Annotated in this window: 3 protein-coding genes; 2 read left to right on the forward strand and 1 reads right to left on the reverse strand. The window is 47.8% G+C overall.

The window, feature by feature from the left end:
- Window positions 1-1,215: SLBB domain-containing protein (locus L2082_RS18780; RefSeq protein WP_446012152.1), on the reverse strand; the 1,215-nt coding region annotated here is incomplete at its 3' end.
- A 417-nt stretch (window positions 1,216-1,632) separates the two neighbouring features.
- Here L2082_RS18780 and L2082_RS18785 point away from each other — a divergent pair.
- Window positions 1,633-2,706, forward strand: coding sequence for a glycosyltransferase family 4 protein (locus tag L2082_RS18785; RefSeq protein WP_446012154.1), 1,074 nt, complete (start codon window positions 1,633-1,635; stop codon window positions 2,704-2,706).
- The coding region (locus L2082_RS18790) for a capsule assembly Wzi family protein (protein ID WP_446012153.1) at window positions 2,703-3,918 on the forward strand (1,216 nt) is incomplete at its 3' end. The genes L2082_RS18785 and L2082_RS18790, both read left to right, overlap by 4 nt.

Here is a 3,918-nt window from a genome sequence, read left to right on the forward strand (position 1 = left end):
GATCTTCAGGGTGAAATCATCCTGTGTACGGTAAATCAACGCCCTGGGCAAAAAGGCATCATCTCTTAACCCTTCGGCCTTGCCAATGAGCTCCCTGAGTGTCAATTCGCCGCTTAATGCATATTCACCCGGGCGATAGACTGCCCCACTGATGGTTACCCTGTTCTCAAAGCGGTTGAGGATCATTGAAACGGGTATAGAGTCTCCATCTTGAAGATTGAATGTTGTCGCCTCCTCTTTTTCAAGGTTCATTATTTTTCTTTCAGTATCTGTTTTGCGGTAGACAGTCAGCCTTTTCGTATAGGCCTTATCTGTGAATCCTCCTGTATAATCTATCAGCTGGTCCAGAGATTCTTCTTTCAATAGTTCATACAACCCCGGACGTTTAATCTCCCCTGTAATATCAACCCTTGTTTTATAGGGGTTGACCTTGATGATGTCCTGGTCCTGCAGCCTCATATTGCCGTCCTGCTTTCCGTTAATAAGAAAATCGTACACATCCATGGTGGCAATTTTCTGATTGTTCCTGAACAGCTCAATATCCCTGAATGACCCGTTGAGAGAGGGACCTCCTGAAGCATGTAACGCATTAAAAACAGTGGCAAAGGAGCTGAGCGTAAAGGTGCCCGGCAGGTTCACCTGTCCCAGGATGTGAACGCTGATTGTGCGAATGTTACCCAGCGTAACCTCTGCATAGGTGTTTCTGCCCGGTCCGCTCAATCCGGAATAGATACTTTTCAGCCTGCCCAGGATCCTTTCAGAGGCTTTTTCCATGGTCAGCCCTGCCACCTGAATGGGGCCAAGGTTTTCGATGTAAACACTCCCTTCGGGTGAGACAGGCAGCTGGTAATTCTGCTGGGAGGCCCCCCAGACGTCAACGATCAGCTGATCGCCCGGTCCGATCTGATAATCGGGTGGTGTGGGGATGTTCATGCCCGGCTCAAAGGTGAGGGACTCATTTCTGAAAAGGTCATACCCGAATATCCGGCTTTCCGGTCCGGCCTCCTCTGCAGGATCTTCCTTCATGCCCCTTCCCAGAAGTGGGCCGAATATATCTTCTTTCTGTCCGCCAAGAACCACTTGCCGGCTCCTGCTGGCGATATCCACGCCCGACGGTTCCGACTGCATTGATTTCAGGCGCTCCTCCAGTTTATTTATTTCTGAAGGTGCCATCCCACGGGTCCGCAGCGCCGCCTTCATTTGGGCCTCTGTCATACCGCTCTCCTCTGCACGTTCCAGAATTTGCCTTATCTGTCCCTCTGATAGCTCTTCAACTTTTATTTTGGAGAGATCCATGTTCTCAAGATCGGGATTCTGTGCCAGCAAAAGACTGCCTGAAAAGATGAGGATGCAGCAAAATAGAATGTTTCTGATTATCATTTGACTGGATTTGGTATTTTTGCAAAATTACGAAATTTATTCCTTTATAGCTAAAAGCAGAAGAAATGAAAAAAATTACAAGATTATATCTGACAAAAGTTGAAAAATAATAGTAATTTCAATAATTATTAAAAGCCATCAGCCTGTAGCTCAAGATATTTTGCATGTCCTTATAAAACAAAAATTTATAGATAGCAACAGAAGAGATTTTCCCTCATGAACCCATCTACCAAAACAAAAAAAATCTGTTTTATGAATTCCAACAGGGTTTGGGGTGGGGGAGAAAAATGGCATTATGAAACTGCCTGCTACCTGGATGAGCTGGGATATTCCATATTGGTGGTCACCAATAAAAACAGCGATCTTTACAATAAATTAAAGGACCGCCCCAGTATCGAGGTGACAAATTCAGCGATCTCCAATATTGGCTTTCTGAATCCTTTCAAACTCCGGTTTCTGAAGAGGTTGTTTCAAAAACATGAAGTGTATGCTTTGATCCTGGGCCTTTCCATCGATGTGAAGCTGGGCGGACCGGCAGCGAAACTGGCCGGGGTGAAGCATATTATTTATCGGCGGGGCTCTGCAGTTCCGGTGAAGAACTCGCTGATGAACCGGTTCCTGTTCTGTAGGGTGCTGACAAAGATCATTACCAACTCTTCGGAGATCAAACAAAATATTTTTAAAAGGAATGAAAATATTATTGAAGATGAAAAGGTGATGGTCATGTACAATGGGGTGGATCTTACCCATTGGCCCCCTCTCGATTATTTCAGTAGTAACGGGGAGCAAAAGAGGGTGCTTTCCCTCGGGAATGCCGGCCGACTGGTCGAGCAGAAGGGGCAGGAGTACCTGATCCGGATCGCTGGAATGCTTAAAAGCCGGAATATCCCTTTTCAATTAATGATCGCCGGATCCGGGAAGCTGGAAAGGGCCTTAAAATCTCAATGTAAACGACTGGGTCTTGAAGAAGAGGTTATTTTCCTCGATTTTGTGGAGGATATCAGGGATTTCCTGAAGGGGCTCGATATCTACCTCTCCACCTCACTGCATGAAGGCTCTTCCCATGTAATCCTGGAAGCAATGGCGGCAGGTAAGCCCGTGGTGGCATTCAATATCAGCAGTATGCCCGAAATGATCGATGACGGAAAGTCCGGGTATCTGATCCCTTTTGGCGATGTGCAACTTTTTACAGAGAAGATCGCCCATCTCTGGAGCCATCCATCAGAGATGGACCAAACAGGAAACCTGGCAAGAAAACAGGTGGAGGAGCGATTTGATTTTCATGCCAATCTGCAGCAGTTGATACAATTAATCGGGAACGCGTGAAAAAATTCTATCTGTTCATAGCTGCATTGCTGGCATCATTGGCTGTTTATAGTCAGGTTGCCGCCCCGCGTATCGATGTTTATGCCGGAGGCACTGCCGCAGCAGGAGGCAGCAAACCTTTCTGGCAAGTTGCCAATCAGCACGGAAAATATGCTTTAGCACCCTTCGAAGGGATGGCCGGATTAAAGGTCGAGGGGGTTGACAGCTCAGGATCCTGGATCAGTTTTGATTATGGTCTGGAGCTATACGACCGCTTCGGCACAGAAAACAACCTGGTGCTGCACCAGGGGTATGCAGAGATTAAAACTCCATTGCTGACCTTCAGGGCAGGGAGGAAGGAGGAGATGATCGGCAACCAGGACAGCACCCTCTCTACAGGAGGATCCGTATGGTCAGGTAACGCCCGACCGATGCCTAAACTGGTGCTCGCAACGCCGGGTTACGTGGATGTGCCATTCACGAAGGGCTATGTGGAGGTCAACGGCTCTCTGGCCCACGGATGGTTTGAAAAGGAGCGCTATGTTGAAGATGTATACATGCACCAGAAGCATGCCCACATCCGTTTTGGAGGCGATTCCCGGCTGAACGTCTCCCTGGGGCTGATCCACTTTGCTCACTGGGGTGGGGTCTCTTCCAATGAGCAAATAGGTGCATTGCCATCTGACCTGGATGCTTATAAACGGGTTTTTCTTGCGCAGTCTGCACCTGCAAACACAAGTCATACTGGGGAAATCCTCAATGCACTGGGAAACCACCTGGGCGCCAGAAACTACCGGATCGATTACAAGGGAAAAGGGTTCTCGGTGGGGTTCTATTTTCAGACTATTTTTGAGGATAACTCTGGGATGTCCAAGTTGTTTTATGAGGATGGGGTAAAGGGGCTGGTGATCCGTACCCATGACAAGGAGAGATTGGTTAACCATCTGCTGGTTGAGTATATTCAGACCACCTGGCAATCGGGACCGGTACATGACCTCTCGGGACCTATTAAGCTCAAGGGCAATGACAACTATTTTAACAATTATATCTACAGAAGCGGATGGTCCTACCTCGGGATGACACTGGGGACACCACTGATCACCTCACCACTGTACAACGAGGAAGCTCAAATCGGAATGACCAATACCAGGGTGAAGGGGTATCACCTGGGATGGGGGGGCGTTGTTCGTGGATTGAATTACCGCACGATGTTCACATACAGTGTAAACAAAG

The organism is Candidatus Electrothrix sp., assembly GCF_052785085.1.

Bases quoted from the DNA above. Each gene is read 5' to 3' on its own strand.
- L2082_RS18785 (WP_446012154.1), top strand. From the start codon at position 1,633: ATGAATTCCAACAGGGTTTGGGGTGGGGGAGAAAAATGGCATTATGAA.